The sequence below is a fragment of the Mucilaginibacter sp. P4_A11 genome, from assembly GCF_056402535.1.
The window spans coordinates 108029-126454 of sequence record NZ_JBFUHE010000003.1; the positions used below are offsets into that span (position 1 = coordinate 108029).

The 18426-nt window shown below is 41.7% G+C and carries 7 protein-coding genes; all 7 read right to left on the reverse strand.

Translation table 11 applies throughout. The features are described 5' to 3' along the window. Positions 1–28 precede the first annotated feature (28 nt). The 7 genes from AC1DUD_RS07640 to AC1DUD_RS07670 all read right to left on the reverse strand — a co-directional run bounded on the left by AC1DUD_RS07640 (position 29) and on the right by AC1DUD_RS07670 (position 17368). Positions 29–2068 (reverse strand): beta-galactosidase, encoded by a 2040-nt coding sequence (locus tag AC1DUD_RS07640; protein WP_477373223.1) that lies wholly within the window; start codon positions 2066–2068, stop codon positions 29–31. 105 nt (positions 2069–2173) lie between these two features. Continuing rightward, positions 2174–4582: a glycoside hydrolase family 2 TIM barrel-domain containing protein gene (locus AC1DUD_RS07645; RefSeq protein ID WP_477373225.1), complete on the reverse strand. Its 2409-nt coding sequence runs from the start codon at positions 4580–4582 to the stop codon at positions 2174–2176. Between the two features lie 13 nt (positions 4583–4595). Continuing rightward, positions 4596–6752 carry a glycoside hydrolase family 3 C-terminal domain-containing protein gene (locus tag AC1DUD_RS07650; RefSeq protein ID WP_477373227.1) on the reverse strand — a complete coding sequence of 719 codons (2157 nt, stop codon included), beginning with the start codon at positions 6750–6752 and terminating at the stop codon, positions 4596–4598. Positions 6753–6809: 57 nt separating this feature from the next. Then, positions 6810–8012: a glycoside hydrolase family 5 protein gene (locus AC1DUD_RS07655; protein ID WP_477373229.1), complete on the reverse strand. Its 1203-nt coding sequence runs from the start codon at positions 8010–8012 to the stop codon at positions 6810–6812. 306 nt (positions 8013–8318) lie between these two features. After that, positions 8319–12470 carry a hybrid sensor histidine kinase/response regulator transcription factor gene (locus AC1DUD_RS07660; protein WP_477373231.1) on the reverse strand — a complete coding sequence of 1384 codons (4152 nt, stop codon included), beginning with the start codon at positions 12468–12470 and terminating at the stop codon, positions 8319–8321. Between the two features lie 210 nt (positions 12471–12680). Further along, a complete protein-coding gene (locus AC1DUD_RS07665) occupies positions 12681–14243 on the reverse strand; it encodes a RagB/SusD family nutrient uptake outer membrane protein (RefSeq protein ID WP_477373233.1) in 1563 nt (520 codons plus the stop codon). Between the two features lie 20 nt (positions 14244–14263). Further along, complete coding sequence (locus AC1DUD_RS07670) at positions 14264–17368, reverse strand: SusC/RagA family TonB-linked outer membrane protein (RefSeq protein WP_477373236.1); 3105 nt, start codon at positions 17366–17368, stop codon at positions 14264–14266. Positions 17369–18426 lie beyond the last annotated feature (1058 nt).

Consider the following 18426-nt stretch of genomic DNA (forward strand, 5'->3'; position numbering starts at 1 on the left):
TCAGGTGTTTATATGTAATTGGCAAAATCTATCGCAGTTCGATAAACTCGGGCTCATACGGCGCGAGTGAAAAGCTTCCGGCATAATCTTTATCAAACAATATACTTTTAGATGCATGTTTAGGGTCGATAGCCTGTGGCTTTCCGGTTAAATTTAAATAAAGTATATGCTTGTTGTCAATAAATCTCGCCATAACTCCTTCCGGCACTTCAGGGCCTTGCTTAAGTAAAAGCGGTTCTTTTAAGCTTTCAACCAAATTTTCTATCAACGCGGATTTAGCCGGAAGCCCCACGTATATAGCGGTGCCCTTGCCATATTTGTTAGTAGTTATAACCGGGTAGCTTTTATCTAAACTGGTTATGTTGCCAATCACTTTTGCACCCTGCGGATGAATGACATCAAAACGGGTTGATTCAGTTTTAATGTTCTTAGAACCGAAACTAACCTCTATATCCTTGTTTTGGAAGTGTTTTGCTGAGATCTCGTTAAAATTCTCGGTTTCTTCATACCCGGAAACACGAATGCCGAAAACATCGCTTAACAAACCGGGGTGAGTTGTAGAAAAAACCTGCCCCGTTTCATTTGTAACTGCAGAATTGGCCGTCATGATGACGGTGCCGCCGTTATAAATAAACGCCCTGATCTTCCTGGCAGTTACTGTGTCCATAACTGTAACGCCTGGAACAATCAATAATTTATAGTTTAATGGGCTCTTTGCAATTTCAACCACCCGTGTATCTATGTTCTTTTTAAAAAAAAGATTAAAGCATTCGGCTAACTGTGCATCATGCCTCTCGGGAAAGAAACTGCTTGCTATTTGACTTGGGAACGAAAATGCTAAACCTACATCGGCGTTAACTTTATAAGGAAAAAACTTTTCAATTTTTTTAAACTCGGAAGCTATCTGCTTGTATTCATCGTATTTTCGGTTTACTCCTCCGTCCCAATCCATCATGCCTTCCAGGTATTGCTCTTCTCCTCCATGCATACTTTGCCAGGTCCAGCCGCAAACCATTTGGTTACCGTACATCAGTGAAGCGTAAGCCGACTTCCTGATGGAATTTGGAACCGCAGTCATCGTTGTAAATTCCGTGCACCAAAATGGATTTGTACTCTCAAACTGGATCCTGGATATTCCAAATGTGGCGTCCATCAATCCATAATTATTCACTAATGAATTTCCAGGGTAAAAGCCACATCCTTCGCGGGTCATTTTTCCGGAATAAGCAATTTGTGAATAATCAAAATAACGTTTATCGCTGTAATACCACGCATTTGTATTCACAAATGCTTTGGGAGCGTTGATGTTTACCTTATCAATCACTTTCAGCAGAAATTCATTGATCTCGTCTGATTCAAAGCGACGAAAATCCAACACTCTTTCAGGCTGCCCGCTGATATTACCTGATGCGGGCATGCCAACCTCGTCAAACTCATTAATTTTTCGCGACCAACGCTGGCCGGCCCATGCAATATTCAGTTGTGCTGTAGTTTTATATTTTTGTTTCAACCATTCAATAAACCGCAACCTTGCCTGTTCCGAATAAGAAACAGGACCGTCTCCAGATTCATTATCAATACCAAAAGCAAGCAGGGCGGGATGACGACTATATCTTTTCGAAAGTGTATCAGCGTACCTTACAGCATATTTTTGGTAATCAGGATCGCCGATATCCTCCATATACCTATGATTAGGATATAGTCGGTTTCCTGCTGGATCCGTAATATTTATTGAAGGGAATTTATGCTGTAACCAGATTGGCGCGGGACGGATAGCGATATCTAAAATCACTTTGATACCTGCTTTATCCATTAAGTTCATAACAGTATCGAACCACTTAAAATCAAAGTGCCCCTCAGAGGGTTCGTAGCTATCCCATGCCAGGTGCCCCATCCTTACAACCCTGAAGCCCGCATTCTTCATTAGTTGGATGTCACTTCTCCATTTTTCAAAATTTTTATCATCATGCGGGTGATAGTTGGTGCCCACAAACAATTGCTGGGCATTTAACCTGCAGCTAATTAACAACAGGATAGTAATAATCGAAATATAGTTCGTTTTTTTCATGTCTGATTTATGGTTCAGGTTCTGCTTTTTAGCATATAATTCTAAAAGCGTTGTAACAACTCAATATGTAAGCAAACAGTATCTATACTTAACAATTCGCAAACGTTAATTCCCAATTGCTTTAATAGCTAAAGTTTCTTCAGAAAAATCTGCCGAACTAACGGTAAGTTTGATGTCACCGGCATCATGGGTGCTCCTGATAACAACCATCGCCTGCCCGTGCCATACTTTGCGCGAATTGCCTGTATAGGCATCAAAATCCTTTATATCGGCATTGTCAACTCCGGCTATTGTACCTGGCCCCTCAATCTTAAAATGCAAACGATTTGCTGCATTCGGTTGAATTACACCGTTTTCATCCGTTATTTCAATTCTCATATATGATAGATCCTGCCCATTAGCCAATATTTGTTTGCGATCGGCAATTAGTTTGATCTTTGCAGCATGACCGGAAGTTTGCAGAATAGCTGATGCTGTTTCCTTATCATTTTCGACAGCGACAGCCTTAAGGTTTCCGGAAGCATAAGGCACTGAAAAAGTAGCTCTATATTCCTGCTCTTCCGTCGTTGGCTTTTCACCGAGAAGTTTATCATTGAGGTACAGCCTTACTTTGGGATATTTTGAATATATTTCTACATCAATATTTTTCCCTTCAAAACCCGGCCAGGTCCAACTTTCCCAGGTAGGCCATACCGACCACCAGGTTTCTTTAATTTCCAATGGTTCCGGCCTTGGTTCGCGAACAGCCATGTATAGTTTCTCCTGATCATTGTATAGCAGGCTCCTGTAATGTGATATCGGCTTTCTCCATCCCGTTAAATCTATATCACCGCAATAAGCACCATGCCAGGGAAAAAAATCATTTTCCCAATGTTCTCCCGGCACATCGCCAGAATAATACCAGCGACCTATTCCCGACTCGCCTAAATAATCTATCGCTGTCCATACAAAATCACCGATGATATAATTGTTGTTTTGTACCAGCTTCCAGTTGGCGAAGGCATCGCGCGGATATGATTCTGTCTGAAAAATAACGCGGGAAGGAACCCTTTTATGATCGGCAGGAGCGCCTTGTAGTTGATAATTATAACCGCAAATATCATGAACTGCCATAAGCGGATCCAACGATTCCCAGTCATTGCCCCACTTTACAATTGCCGATGTTACAGGTCTTGTGCTGTCGATACTTTTAACAGTGCCCGCAAGCATTTTAGCGGTCACAACGGCTTCGGGTTTATTTCTCTCAACAACCTCATTACCGATACTCCACATAAAAATTGACGGATGGTTCCTGTCGCGCAGCACCATTGTTTCCAGATCAAGTTTTGACCATTTATCAAAATATACCGAATAATCGTATTTGTTTTTACCAACTTTCCAGCCATCAAAAGCCTCATCAATAACTAATAAACCTAATCTGTCACAGGCGTCTAAAAAAGCTTCGGAAGGAGGATTATGAGAAGTTCTTACAGCGTTAAATCCGGCAGCTTTTAACAGCTCCACCTTCCGTTCCTCTGCCCGGTCAAAAGCGGCAGCGCCCAGGCAGCCATTATCGTGATGCGCACATCCACCGCTTATTTTGACAGTTTTACCATTGAGCTGAAAACCATGCTCGGCCGTAAACTTTAAAGAACGAATACCAAAAGCGGTCTTTGTTTCGTCTATAACATCATTACCCTTTAATATCTGGATCTGAGCCTGGTATAAATTGGGGCTTTCCGGTGTCCATAATAAGGGTTTTGACACTTTTATAGTTTGTGTGATTTCCTTTTCACTGTGGGCCGGCAATGCTAACCTTACAATGTTATTCCCCGCATCTTTAAAATGCCCGGATAACAACCGGGTATTTATGGAAATGCTCTGTGAAAAGGCCGTTTCATTTTTTATCGTACCCTTAACCTGAACGGATGCCTGTTTTGAAGATACTTCAGGCGTTGTAACCGCAACTCCCCAATCGGCTACATGTATGGGATTGGCAACATTCATCCACACATGGCGATAGATCCCTGAGCCACTGTACCACCTGCTGTTTATTTGTTGTGAATTATCTACACGTACTGCTATCACGTTTTCTTTGTTAAAATCCAGATAGGGTGACAGATCATACCTAAATGAAGAATAGCCATAAGGGCGGATTCCGAGTGATTTCCCATTGATAAACACCTCCGAATTCATGTATACGCCTTCAAAATAAACGGAAACGCTTTTCCCCTTCCATTCAGGCGCGGCCTTAAACGTTTTTCGGTACCAGGCAATGCCCGCCGGAAAATACCCCCCTGCGCCACCTGTTGGGTTTTTAGGGCTTATTTTTCCTTCAATACTCCAGTCATGCGGCAGGTCAAGGCTACGCCAACCCGTATCGCTGAAATCCCTTAACCGGGCCAACGAATCATCGCCCAGCTTAAATTTCCAATTGTAATCAAACAGTTGTTTTCGTTCAATAACGCCCGGTGTTTGAGCGAAACTTAACATGCTGCCGGCCCAAAGCAAAATGGCTATAATTGTTGCTTTCATAAAAATGATATGCTTATTTAACTGCAATTTTTGTTGTCTGAATAATATTACGGGATGAATTACCCAACTCAAGGATATACTCGCCTGCTTCCGCATTCCATGCTTTTTTTGATTCATCATAAAACGCAAGGTCGGCAACCTTTACCTGCATTTCTACCGTTTTTATTTCGCCGGGTTTTAAAAATATCTTTTCAAATGCTTTAAGCTCTTTTTCTGGACGCAATACCGAACAAACCGGGTCGCTTACATATAACTGTACAACTTCGGCACCAGATCTGCTTCCTGTATTTTTGATTGTAAACCTGGCATGGATTGTTTCCTCTTTTTTATAGCTAGATTTATCTGTAGAAAGCTTGCTGACAGAAAAATCAGTATAGGAAAGACCGTAACCAAAGGGGAATTGCGGCTCTATTTTCTTAGTGTCATACCAACGATATCCAACCAGGATACCTTCTTTATAGTCGGCAGTAAGGCCCTTACCGGGATATGTATCCAGGTTAAATGCAGGTGAATCATGTAATGAAACCGGGAAGGTAAACGGTAGCTTGCCCGACGGATTAATAACACCCTTTAATACATCCGACAGTGCGTTACCGGCTTCTGATCCGTTAAACCATGACCAAACAATGGCGTGATTTGACTTTTTAATTTCATTAAGATCATACGGCGCACCAGCCATAACTACGATAATGGTATTAGGGTTAACGGCAGTCACCGCATTAACCAAGGCCTGCTCTCCAAAAGGTAACTCCAGGCTTTTACGGTCATGGCCTTCACTCTCATATTCACGGTTTGAGCCGATACACAAGATAGCAACATCGCTGGCCTTTGCAAGCGCCACAGCCTCATCAATCAGGTTCTGATCTGGTTGATCATAGCCGCGGTTTTGCTCGTCAGTTTTGCTTGCCAGGTAATTAGCCCTGTACCCCTGCGCAAAACTGATGTTGGCTGTTTTGCCGAACCTTGATCTTATGCCCTCTAATGCGGTAACTTCATGTTTAGCCTTTACACCCGCGCCGTAACCTCCTAAAGCAAATGTGCGTACGGCGTTATCGCCAATAACAGCAATGCTTTTGATTGCGCTTGATTTTAAAGGTAATAGATGGCTGTCGTTTTTTAGCAGAACGATAGATTCTGATGCAATTTCATACGCGGTTTTGGCGTGTTCAGGCGTAGCTATAGATCCTTTTGGATGATTAGCACTCATGGAAGTATGATACATGAGCCATAAAATCCGGCTTACTTTGTCGTCAATCGTTTTTACAGAAACCTGGCCCGCTTTCACAGCTGCAAGCAAGGGCTTTGCAAAATACCACTGATCATACGGTCCGCTTGATCCCATTTCAATGTCGAGGCCATTGTTTGCGGCAGCAACCGTATGATGCGTACCAGCCCAGTCAGACATGACCACGCCTTTAAAGCCCCATTCATTTTTTAGTACTTTATTTAATAAAAAGTCATTCTCTGAACACCAGTAACCATTAAACTTATTATAGGCCGACATAATAGTGTAAGCATTACCCTGCTGTATGGCAGCTTTAAACGCTGGAAAATAAATTTCGCGTAAAGCCCTTTCATCCACTAAGGTATTTACACTATCGCGGTTAAGCTCCTGGTTATTGGCGGCAAAGTGTTTTATGCAGGCAGCCACATGTTGGCTTTGAATCCCTTTTACAGATTGAATGGCCAATTGGCTGTTTAAATACGGATCTTCAGAGTAATATTCATAGGTACGGCCGCACAGGGGCATCCTGCAAATATTAAATGCAGGTGCAAGCATTACCATCTTTTTACGGGCGTTCGCTTCCTCCCCTATCACCACCCCATACTTATTAGCCATTAAGGGGTTCCAGGTAGCCGCTATTGCCGAACCATTGGGTAAAAACGTGGCAGAATCGGTTGTCCAGTTAGCCGAAGCCCAATCAAAACGCTTTATTTCTTCACGCACACCTAAAGGCCCGTCATCGCACGTGAGTTCCGGAATACCTAAACGGGGTATCCCTGCCGAAGAAAATAGAGCGTTGCCATGCAACATTGCAATCTTTTCTTCAAGTGTCATTTTCCTGATAACGCTACTGATCTTTGCTTTAAGGGCCGCCTCATTTTTACTTTGTGCCGAAACTTTGCCGAACAAAAAAAGTGCTATAATACAGGTAATTGTATATTTCATAAATATTATTTCTTTGGATTTTTCGTTTAAATGGAGTTGCAGGATAAACCAATTGGATCAATTGGCTCCGGCTATAATGRCATTAATTGTACGCTGATCGAGCACCTTATTATTCCGCCTGTCTATCGCTGTACCTATATCCCAAAAAAATGGTTTAAGGCCATTAGCTATAGCTTGCTGGGTCGTAAATTTTATCCAATAATCTACTGCATCATTGTGTGCAACTAAATCTTGGGGAGTACTTCGTCTGTAGGCTCCATATTCTCCCATCAAAACAGGAATACCTTTATCCACAAATTTTGTTTTCATCAGCTGGAATGCACTCTTTACTTCAGCTTCTTCTCCGTAGGTTGGGTTCCTTGAGATATCCGACAATGAGTGATGCCCGCTTCCCCAGTAATAAAACATACGCCCCCATGATTCGTCTTTCTGCAAAAGGCAAAAATTGGAAGGAGAATAGTAATGTACCTCAACCATCAACCGGTCTGCAACCGGGTCAGTCGGCAGGGAGTCCATCAACTTGTTTGTTTTAGGAATATCAGTACCGGGCCCCTGAACAATCAATACCCTGTAAGTATTTCGACCGCCAGTTGCCCTTACTGCATTAACAAAAGTTTGATGGTATGAAAGTAGTACAGCCATTTGGGCAGTATCACTTGTGTTAGGTTCGTTGGCGCTTGCAAACATCAGGTGTTCATCAAAATCGCGCATAGCTGTAGCTATCTGCTCCCAAAATGCTTTTTGCCTGGCGTTAACGGAGTCTTTTTTAGCCGGGGTACAATTATTTTCAAGCCAGCCTCCATCCCAATGAATATTGAGTAAAACATACATATCATTTTTTACACAATATCCCACTACCTGTTTCACCCGGTTTAACCAGGCATCCTGTATCTTAGCACTTTTTTTGTCGGCATATTGATCCCATGCACAAGGGATGCGAATAGCGTTAAACCCGCTCCGCTTAACCAATTTGATATATTCCTCTGTGATTAAAGGGTTACCCCAGCCGGTTTCACTGCCGGGCGCTTCCATCGTATTTCCAATGTTCCAGCCTAATTTGATGTGTGCTGCCTGTTGCACTGCAGTATTACTCATTCCCGTTATATCGGGAGCTTTCGGCGATATATTATATGATGGATAAATTGTTTTGACAATGGTTGTATCCTTTATTGCTTTTTGAGCGATATCACAAGAAGCGGCTTTGAACGGTGAAGCAATTGAAAAAATAGCAGAAGTACACCACAGTATACGTTTTAACATCATAGTTAATTAAGCAGGTTTTGTTTAAAAATTGGCTATGACCAATGCCCAACTTTAATTACGTTTAGTAATAAAATCAGCATTAGTTTACTCTGCTAAACTAAAAGCCGCCGTGCAATCGATTGTTCACAAATAGGGACACAAATGTTAAGACACCATACTGCACTTATTTACAATACTTTAAACTAAATACCCTGCTTTAAACCAGTCAGAATTTAAACAGATGTTATAGAAAATTTAACAAAAAGCCCCCCCAAGCACAAAGTTGAATAGATTGCGGAACTGGTTACAAGGCGTACTAAAACACTACTTATTTTTTTTGCCAACATAAGCAGATGGAAGGCAGTTAAATTCGGCCTTAAAGCATCGTACAAAATACTTCTGGCTTTTAAAGCCAACCTTGTATGAAATCTGTGATATAGTTAACTGTGAACTTTCAAGTAACTGAGCCGCACGCTTCAGGCGGATAGAGCGGATCAAATCAACCGGTGACTTGCCGGTTAAAGCCAATGCTCTTTTATACAAAGTAACCCGGCTTACAAACAACTCGCTGCTTAGCTCCTCCACCGAGAAATCGGCGTTGTCAATATTTTTTTCAATCAATTGTACGGCCTTTTTGATAAAAGCCTCATCAAATGATTCGGTTTCTACTTCTGTTGGCTTAACATCAAGTTGCTTTTGATAAGTTTTGCGCATATCTTCCTGCATAGCCAGTATATTCTTCAATTTGGACATCAGGATCTCGAAATTGAAAGGTTTGGTGAGGTAGTCATTAGCACCGGTTTCAAGCCCGTGCAACTGTTGCTCCTCTCCGGCGACAGCCGTGAGTAATATAACAGGGATATGTGATGTTCGTTTATCGTTACGTATTTTCCGGCATAGATCGATTCCGTTCATCTCAGGCATGCTGATATCGCTGACTACCAGGTTCGGATGCAGGGCCAGGCTTTTTTGCCAGCCTTCCCTGCCATTAGCAGCCTCAATGATATTAAAGGTATCACTTAAATTGTCCTTTAAATAAAAGCGAAAGTCTTCGTTATCTTCCACCAGTAAAACAGTAAGTTTCTTAGCCGCATTAGAACTTCCTGCCTGTATCCACATCTGATTATCGGTTATCTCGGGCCCGGGCTTACCGGTTTTATTAGCAAATACTTGCTCATTAACTATTAGATCAACAGGAATCAATATGGTAAAACTACTCCCCCTTCCCGTTTCGCTCTCTACTGATATCTTACCATCATGTAGTTTTACAAATTCCTTTGTTATTGATAAACCAATACCACTCCCCTGGTTAACCATAGAGCCGGGCACCTCGTTCTGAAAAAAGCGTTCAAAAATCTTTTCCTGCTTATCAAGTGGGATTCCAATACCAGTATCAATAACCTTTATCTCCAGCAACTGTTTTTCAGCTGCTTTTTCAGTTATCGCTAATAAAACACTGACATTCCCATCGTCGGGTGTAAACTTAAACGCGTTGGAAAGCAGGTTGAAGAGGATACGTTCTATTTTATCATGATCAAAGTTGATCACCATACTTTGAATTTCCGAATCGAATACCAGCCTGATGTGTTTTTTCTCGGCAACATCCGAGAAGGAATAAACCATTTCCTTAATAAAATTTATAATATCCCCGTTCCGAGCATGCAGCCTGAGTTCCTGCACCTCCATTTTTCTGAAATCAAGTAACTGGTTTACCATATTTAGTAAACGTTTAGCATTACGGTTGATCAATTGCAGCTGGTGCCTTTGTTCCTCTGCTTCCGTATGCTTTAAGATCTTATCAACCGGTGCCATAATCAATGACAAGGGTGTCCTGAATTCATGGCTTACATTGGTAAAAAACTTGATTTTCATCATATCAAGTTCATGCATGCGCCTGGCCTCCTGACGTTCATGTTCAATTAATAATTTTGCCTCCTGTTTCTCTTTTTCAACTTCAAACTGCCTTCTTATTTTTTGGATTCCGCGCCGGCGCATAAAAAACAGGGCTCCAGCTAAAAGCATTACATAAATAAAATAGGCTATTGTCGATTTCCAGAACGGGGGTAATACCTTAATTTTTAACGTTATATAATCAGGGTCCCATTTTCCTTCCTGGCTAATTGCACGCACCTTAAAAATATAGTCGCCGCCATCAAGGTTGGTGTATGTAGCTTTTCGGATAGCATTATCCGCATCAAGCCAATCTTTATCAAAACCCTCCATCATGTACTGATGCTTGACCTTATTGGGGTTAAAAAAGTTCAATGCGGCAAATTCAATTGTAAATACATTTTCACTGTGTGTCAATGTTAGCTCACGGGTCGCCGAAATAGCCTTTGACAATACAACATGTCCGTTAACCTCCTCATTGGCCTTAATACTTTTGTTAAACAGCAAAAAATCAGTAAAAATCAATCTCGGCTTATATATATTGGCATGTATGGTTAAAGGATCGAAAATATTAAAACCATGCCCGCCTCCAAATATCAATTCGCCTTTAGCGGTTTTGAGGGCAGCACGTGTGTTAAACTCCTTACCTTGCAGGCCATCCGTTTCATCGAAATTTTCAAATCTGAAAGCGTAAGGTGCTTTTTTTTGTGTGAAGGTTATCCTGCTCAATCCGTTGGCTGTACTTAACCAAATTGCCTCCCGGTTATCCTCCAGGACATCCATTATGGTGTTGTCCGGCAATCCGCTTTGTGCTGATAACGATCTGATAGACCCGTTTTCAGGATTAACAATGCTCAGCCCTTCGCGTGTTGCTATCCAGATGAGCCCGCGGCTGTCCTGTGTGATACAATTTATACTATTACTGATCAAACTGTTTGAACCTTTCTTATCAGCGCTGTAATGAATAAACCCGCCCTTATTTTTCAAGATTACATCAACGCCAAAGTATCCCCCTACCCAGATATTACCCTTCCTGTCTTCAAAGAGTGTGGCCACGTAAGGCGACCTGATATCCGTTTGCTTAAGGGGAGGTGAAAATATCTTTTTATCCCTATCAAATATTTGAAGCCCACCGGCAAATGTTCCTACCCACAACCTGTTCGACGAATCTTCAAGAATGCTCCATACCCGGTTATCAGCAATACTGCCGGCTAACTTATCTTCATGTTTATAATGAATAAATTCTTTCCCGTCAAAACAATCCAGCCCACCGAAATAAGTTCCAATCCATAATTTCTGATCATGGTCGATACATAAACTAACAATGATATCATTACTGAGACTGTTTGGGTCTCCCTGCTTATTTTTATACTGCTTAAAACTACCGGTTTTGCGATTAAAGTAAATTAGCCCCCCTCCATTTGTACCGATCCACAGATTGCCACTTTTCTCTTCAACAAACTTGTTAGCATCTTCAAAACTTAAACTTTCGCGATCCGAGGCGAAATGCCTGTATAACGGGAACCGGATAATATTTTTATGATAATAACTTATCCCTTCCTTAAAAGTATTGGCCCACATAATACCTGAATCATCTTTATAAAGGATTACGCTGTTTTGACTTAGCGATTTGGCATCATCTTCCCGGTTAAGTAAATAGGCTATGGTGAAGTTTTTTTTATCTAATACGTTTATACCACCATGATCGGTGCCTATCCATATCAGGCCATCATCCGCCTGGATAATATTGCTGATGATATTGGATTTTAACTTTGCACCGGCCGATTCGTCGGTAATATGCCGGAATACTCCCGAGGACGGGCTATAGTAATATGCGCCGGAGTTAAAATTGGAAGAGTATAACCATAAATCGTTATCTCTATCCACGGTAATTGAATAATTTCCATCCTTATTACTGACAGCTTTGCTAAAAATGTCGGTGCGATAGGCGACTCTATGTTGGTTGACGTCTAATCTTTCAACCAGGCCGTCGCGATATGCTAACCATATATTACCCGTTGCATCCTGTGCTATATCGGCAATAAGATTTGAATGCAATGAGGCTCCGGAACTATGATGATAGTACCGACTGGTTGTTTTGTTTAGTTCATTATACCTGTAAAGGCCGGAATCAGGGCAAACAAACCAAAACTCACCTTTGCCGCTGCGGATTATCTTAGAAACAAAAGGGTACCCGGGAAGCTTTAAGGAGCCTGTCATTAGTGATATATCATCATCAAACTGCTCGGTTTCAGGATCGTAAAAACAATATCCCCTCCGCGTTGACACCCATAATTTTTTACCCGGCCCCTCAAAAATACCGGTTACAAAATCATCGTTAAGCGACTTTTTGTTATAAACATCGTGTTTGAATATTTTAAAAGTATAGCCATCATAACGGTTAAGACCCGCTGCTGTACCGAACCACATAAAACCTTCGGAATCTTTAAAGACAGAGTTGACCTGATTGTTAGACAAACCATTGCTTCTGTTTAGTTGCGAAAATTGGTATTTGCCATTTTGCGCAAAAACAATACGAAGCATCAGCAGTAAAATAAGAGCGCTTAGTGATAATTTATATCTCATAGCTTGATAGTAGGGGTATTAATAACATTCAGTCAATAGATTAGGCTATTTGCAACAAATGCAAAATTCCGGATACGGCTTTCGTAAATATCGAATTTTGAGTGTATAAATCCCCCTCTATATATATGATAAATCATAGGAAAAAATAATAACATCAAAAGGACTGCCTCAATTTAAAGCAGCCCTTTTGATTCAATACTAATTTACATATTAATATCCGGGATTTTGAACAAGCTCCGGCGCATTTCTGTCAATCTCCGGTTGAGGAATAGGCCAGAAATCATAATTATCAGCATATTTTGTTTTTACCGACGGGAATAAAGGATTTTGAACAAATCCATTGAGTTTCTGTGTTGCTATGCCCCATCTTCTCAAGTCAAAGTAGCGGATTCCCTCCATAGCAAACTCAACACGCCGCTCATGGCGGATTTTTTCCCGCAATTGCGCCTGCGACAAACCAGCAGGTAATGCCGGCATATTAGCCCGCGCCCTTACAAGGTTCACTGCGTTGTAAACACTTGCGTCGGGCCCCGCGGCTTCGTTTTGAGCTTCCGCATACATCAGCAAAACATCAGCATAACGCAGCAAAACAAAATCATTATCACCTTTTGTTCCGTAGTCGGGATCAACCAATGTAGGGTCGAGCCATTTTTTAACGGGGTAATAGCCCACAATCCATGAATCCTTCCCAGGAGTACCCACCGCATAAGATCCTGTAAATGGCCAGCCCTGGACTTTTGTATCGCCAGGAAAAAACAGGGTCATACGCATCCGCGGGTCTCTGTTATCATAGGGCTTCCCCTTTACATAAACGGCAGAGCTGGTAGTGTCTTTACCATCCGCAGCTTCATATTCATTAACCAGATCCTGCGTACCCAGTTCACCTTTCCAGCGCAATAAGGAAACACTAATGCCATTATCCTGATGAGACAGGTTCGGCAGCTGGTATTTCACCGAAAACATGATTTCCGGGCTGTTGTTTTGAGCTGGTTTATAAAAATTGCCCGGGTAAGAAGTATTCAAAGAAAACTTTGCACCGGTTATAATTTGGTTGGCGAGGGTAGCAGCTTCCGCGTACTTCTTCTCGAATAACAAAGCCCTCACTTTATAGCCTTGAGCGGTGCCTTTTACCGCATGGCCGCTGCCATATGCAACATCCGGCAAACCGGCTATTGCCAGGTCCAGGTCGGCTTCAACCAACTTTAAAACATCAGCCCTGGTTGACTTAGCCATATGTTTGGTATAATCAAGGGTATATGGATCTGCTGTGGTGATGATAACATTGCCATATAATATAGCAAGCCAATAATAATTAAAGGCCCGAAGAAAATACCCTTCGGCTTTATACTGTTTTAGCTTATCACCGGTAAGAACCTTATCTACATTAGCCAGGAAATAATTAATAGAGGCTATTGCCCTGTAATTATTAACGTAGTATGATGATTGGTAAAGGTTATAGGTATCAAAAACACCGGCCGACAACCCTGAAGAGAGCGCGCTTGATCCACCGCCGTAATTATATTGCCCATAAGAGTTATCACTGAAATTATCCCAGGCCACAACCTGGTACTGCGAAGTAGAATAGCTTCCTCCCTGGGCATATAAAAAGTTGTAACATCCCGTTAAAGCAAGGTCCGCGTCGCTTTCCGATTTCCAGAAATTCTGAGTAGATAATTTATCAGGCGGATTAAGGTTCAATGAACTTTTTTTGCAGGATGCCAGCATGACTGATAACATGATCAGCATGAGTATATACTTATTGTAAAGATTCATAATTGTATTCTTTAATTAGGTTAAAGTTTAACAGATGCACCAAAGGTTATTGTCCTGTTCTGCGGATAGGTTACGTAAGTACCGTCTCCTACCCGTTCAGGGTCCAATCCCGGATATTTACTGATGGTGAATACGTTGTCAGCAGCCACAAAAACGCGGAGGCTCTTAATTGAGATTTTGTTTAGTAAAGCTGTTGGGAAAGTATACCCAAGCTGAACACTCTTTAACCGAACAAAAGAAGCATCCTTCAGGAAATAAGTTGAAGGATAATTTTGCACAGGAGCATAGCCATCTGCCACATATATTTTAGGCATCGTGTTGGTATGATTGGTCGGTGTCCAGCGGTTCAGCCAATCTGTTGTTGGAATAGAGCCCTGTCTGAAAGGCTCAATCCCCCAGCCGTTAACATATGCCTTCTGCCCTTGCGAACCATAAATCTGTGCACTAAAATCGAATCCTTTATAACCTGCACCCAAATTAGCCGAGTATTGATATGATGGAAATTTGCCGCCTACATAAGTCCTGTCGTTGGCGTCAATTTTTCCATCGCCATTTACATCCTTTATTTTCAAATCACCCGGAGTAGGTGTAACCGGTTGTTTTGGAGAATTGTCGATCTCGGCCTGAGACTGAAATATACCATCCCAAACATACATATAATAAGCATCGAGCTCATGCCCCTCTTCCCTGATGGTATGATCGCTGATATCTTTTGATCCGTACTTCTCAAGCTTGTTTTTATAGGTTTGAAGGTTTAGGCCAATACTATAGGTAAAATCTCTACCAATCTTATCATTATACTGAACTGCAAACTCGAAACCTTTATTCCTCAGGGCACCATCATTTATGGTTGGAGCATTAAGACCAACATAGAATGGCACCTGTGAGCCCCTTAAAATATCGAACGTATATTTATTAAAATAATCTGCCGAGAAAACCAACTTGTCGTTAAATACGGTCATGTCAATACCGGCATCAACTACCCGTGTAGTTTCCCAGGTAAGGTTAGGGTCAACCAGGGTATTGGAAACGAAGCCCGAGGTAGCTGTGCCGCCAAAAGCATAATTTGCACCAGATAATGTAGATTGATAAGGGTAGGTTCCGATATTCTGATTACCCAACTGGCCCCATGAACCGCGGATCTTAAGGTCATTTAACCAGAAAACATCTTTAAGAAAATTTTCTTTTGATACACGCCACCCGCCCGAAAAGGAGTAAAAAGTTCCGTAACGAGTACTGGATGGTAACCTTGACGTACCGTCATAACGGATGCTTGCGCCAAGCAAATATTTGTCCTGGTAGTCGTAATTGGCACTACCATATAAGGAACTGATTGCCCATGCCGAAGATGTGCCTCCGTTGGTTTGTCCGTCAGTCGGCCCTGCATCAAGTTCCCTTAAAAAGTTGGTTACATACTGCGTTCTTGATGCGTTGAGGTTACTGGCCGTATTTTTTTCTTGTTGATAACCTGCAAATGCAGAGAAGTTATGGGCACCGAAACTCTTTTTATACGTGAGCTGGCTGTAGTAAACGGTGTATAAATTATCCGAATTGCCTACGTTAAGGCCGGGCGCTCCGACATCGAGGCTCCCCGCCGGGCTCATATCACTATAATAATACATAGGGATAACAGGCCTGAAATCATTAAATTTATACGTTCCGTAGTTAAAACCTCCTTTGTTTTCCCATCTCAATCCCTTAAAAAGATCAATATCCAGCGACAGGTTACCCTGTAAATATTTATCATCTCCCCGGATGCGGACATCTTCATCCACAATTGCCACCGGGTTTTTATTGCCCAGCTCATTTGAATAGGCTTTCTTTATCCATTTTCCATCAACCTGTGCCGGGTACAAAGGAGATTGGGCCAGGGCAGAAAGAAATTGGTCGCCCGCTCCATTTTCAGGTGTGAGCTTTTTGCCATAGCGCATTTGGATATCACTTCCAAAGGTTATCCTCTTGTTAAGCTTTGAGGTTAGACCCAGGGAAAGTGTATATTTTTTATAGTCGAACCCTCTCATTACACCAGGCTGGTTGGTAATACCAATACCAATGCTATAGGTTGTACTATCTTTCCCCCCGCTCATGTTCAAATAGTGATTTTGCGTATAGGCAGTGCGGAAGATATCATTCAACCAGTTATGGTTAGGATATTTCACCCTGTCTGTTGCATTTTGATATAAATCGATCTGGGCCTGCGTATACAGCGGGGCCAATGAAGAGTTGGTACGCGCTTCGTTGGATAACTGCATATAAGTTGCCGAGTTGGTTACCACATCCGGCAGTTTTGTAGCATTAGAAATGCCGAAATTGTAAGCATATTGAACCGAAAGGCTTCCGGCTTTGCCCCTTTTGGTTTTTACTACAATTACACCGTTTGCGCCGCGTGACCCGTAGATAGCAGCAGAAGATGCATCTTTCAATACCGAGATCGATTCTATATCATTCGCGTTAAGTGCGTCAAGACTCCCCGGAAGCCCATCAACAATAACCAAAGGATTTGAACCCGCGCCACTGAAAGTGCCGGTCCCCCTGATAGTAAGCTGTACGTTTTCAGCCCCTGGCTCGCCCGAGCCCTGAACAACCTGTAAACCGGGAAGCTTACCCTGTAATAACGTTGCAGGAGAAGTGGCCACCCGTTTGTTCAGTTCATCGCCAGAAACCGTGACCACAGCACTGGTTAGCTTGTGTTTGCTTTGCGTACTATAACCAACAACAACAATTTCGTTGATGCTTTTTGGTTCGGCTGTTAACGTGACGTTCAACATACTTGCGTTTCCGACAACTACTTCCTTGTTTATATAGCCTATATATCTGAATAAAATAACGGCCTTTTCATTAGGAACGCTAAGCTTGAATTTTCCATCTATGTCAGTTACAGCTCCATTATTGGTTCCTTTGATCAGGATGCTCACACCAACTAAAGGTTGACCATTCTCGTCAGTTACTTTGCCCGTTATTGTAACAGGGAGGTTGTCATCTTTTAAAATTCTGCCCGCTGTATTGTAGCTTGCATTGCCTTTTGCGTATAGCGAACCTGAAAGGCTCAATATTGCAAACAGCAACCCGAATGTGAACTTCATCAGCTTGTAAAGCACATTGTAGTTCTGTATAATTTTATTCATAAATTTGATTTTTTATAAAATGGTTTAATGATAGGAATTGGCCTGGCAGCTATTCCTTAATTGGTTAGGCGTGTTCACAGCACGCCTGACTTTTTTAACAGGAGCTATATCTTTTTCTTCATAATAATGGGGTTTAAAGGTTTAACTTATTGTTTAATTACTGGTTATTGGGTGATTGTGCCCCTGTTTATAAAGGCCTACGATTATTTTGCAAACCGGCAAGGTTAATGCGGGCTATCTGCTAACATCTCTGAAGACTTTAAGCATATCACATATGCCGCCGATAATTTTCAACATCGGTAAAGCCCATTAATGCCCAGATTAATGCAAAGTTTTGAGGTATTCCTTCTTTATATTGGTTGATTCAAACCTACAGCAAACCACTATCTGAAAATTTGATTGAAATGGACTTTTTTTTGTAAAAAACCGACTTTGTTATATTTAAAGCATTCATATACACACTGGTATATCAGAGCAATTTGCATATTGCAAATTCAAATAATTCAAGGAAAATTAAAACAGACTTTCTCGCTCCTTAACGTTGACTATGTGACGCTTAACTACACTACTACCCGCCTGATAACTGCCGTTTTGAAAAGAGCATTATAAGTGATCAAGTGGCAGCCTCCGCAAAAGATGTGCTTTCAAGGCTTTTAGGTAATGCTTCCAGGCTTCCAAATATGATCCGAGCGCATTGCCTGGTTTAATTATAAGTTATGGCTGGGTACACATGCCCGCATCCTATTTTGCTACGGTTTTATATTAAAACACACTGGTTATCGAGCTTAAGCCTTTACAAGTTTCTCTTTAGTGCTGTATTTAAAGGAGCCTGACCAGGTAAACCTATCCGAATGAACAGGTGTACCGTCAGTATTAAATTAAAGTCGACTCCTTCATTTTCCGTACATTATCATTAATAATGTTTCCATCGGCATATGAGGCTTAGCATCCAGTAATGGGATAACATCACTTCTGCTGGAAGAGATTAAACTTTATGATTAAAATGAAGGTAGCTGTGGATTATATCAATATTTTGAATTAAATTTTATGCTGAGAAA

Excerpts from the sequence above, each read along its gene's own strand:
- AC1DUD_RS07645 (WP_477373225.1), bottom strand. The coding sequence starts at position 4,582 with ATGAAAGCAACAATTATAGCCATTTTGCTTTGGGCCGGCAGCATGTTA.
- AC1DUD_RS07650 (WP_477373227.1), bottom strand. The coding sequence starts at position 6,752 with ATGAAATATACAATTACCTGTATTATAGCACTTTTTTTGTTCGGCAAA.
- AC1DUD_RS07670 (WP_477373236.1), bottom strand. The coding sequence starts at position 17,368 with ATGAATAAAATTATACAGAACTACAATGTGCTTTACAAGCTGATGAAG.
- AC1DUD_RS07660 (WP_477373231.1), bottom strand. The coding sequence starts at position 12,470 with ATGAGATATAAATTATCACTAAGCGCTCTTATTTTACTGCTGATGCTT.
- AC1DUD_RS07640 (WP_477373223.1), bottom strand. The coding sequence starts at position 2,068 with ATGAAAAAAACGAACTATATTTCGATTATTACTATCCTGTTGTTAATT.
- AC1DUD_RS07665 (WP_477373233.1), bottom strand. The coding sequence starts at position 14,243 with ATGAATCTTTACAATAAGTATATACTCATGCTGATCATGTTATCAGTC.